Here is a 616-nt window from a genome sequence, read left to right on the forward strand (position 1 = left end):
TCGGCACGCTGGTCAAATCCGTCGATAATGTCGCGCGCGAAAATAGCAAACATATCTTGATTGGCAACGGTTATCATAATCCAGAAGATGAGCGTCAAGCCCTAGAATTGCTGATCAACAGCCGTTGCGATGCAATAGTCATCCACTCGAAAGGCTTATCTGATGAGGAGCTAATTGGCTATGCCCAAGAAGTGAAAGGTATGGTGCTTATCAATCGTCATATCCCAGAGCTTGCTGAGCGCTGTATTTCCCTTGATAACCGCAAAGGAGCATTCCTCGCGACAGAATATTTAATTCGTCACGGGCATCGCAAAATCGCTTGTATTGCCTCATCCCACGATATCGAAGATACCGATGAGCGATTGCAAGGTTACCAAGCCGCATTGAAAGAACATGGTATTGAACTCTCCAAAAGCTACATCGAATACGGTGAGCCCAACAGTGATGGTGGCGAAGTTGCGATGACCAACCTGTTAACCAAATCTTTGGAGATTACTGGAGTGGTGGCCTACAACGACTACATGGCCGCTGGCGCACTGGCAGCGTTAGATCAAAATGGCATTGACGTACCAAGTAAGGTTTCTATGGTCGGGTTCGATGATGGCTTAATCGCCCG

At 47.6% G+C, this 616-nt stretch carries 1 protein-coding gene; it reads left to right on the forward strand.

The genetic code is table 11. The features are described 5' to 3' along the window. Positions 1-616: substrate-binding domain-containing protein (locus R8N49_RS28455; RefSeq protein WP_318190611.1), on the forward strand; the 616-nt coding region annotated here is incomplete at both ends.

Source organism: Vibrio sp. 1978, from assembly GCF_033344345.1.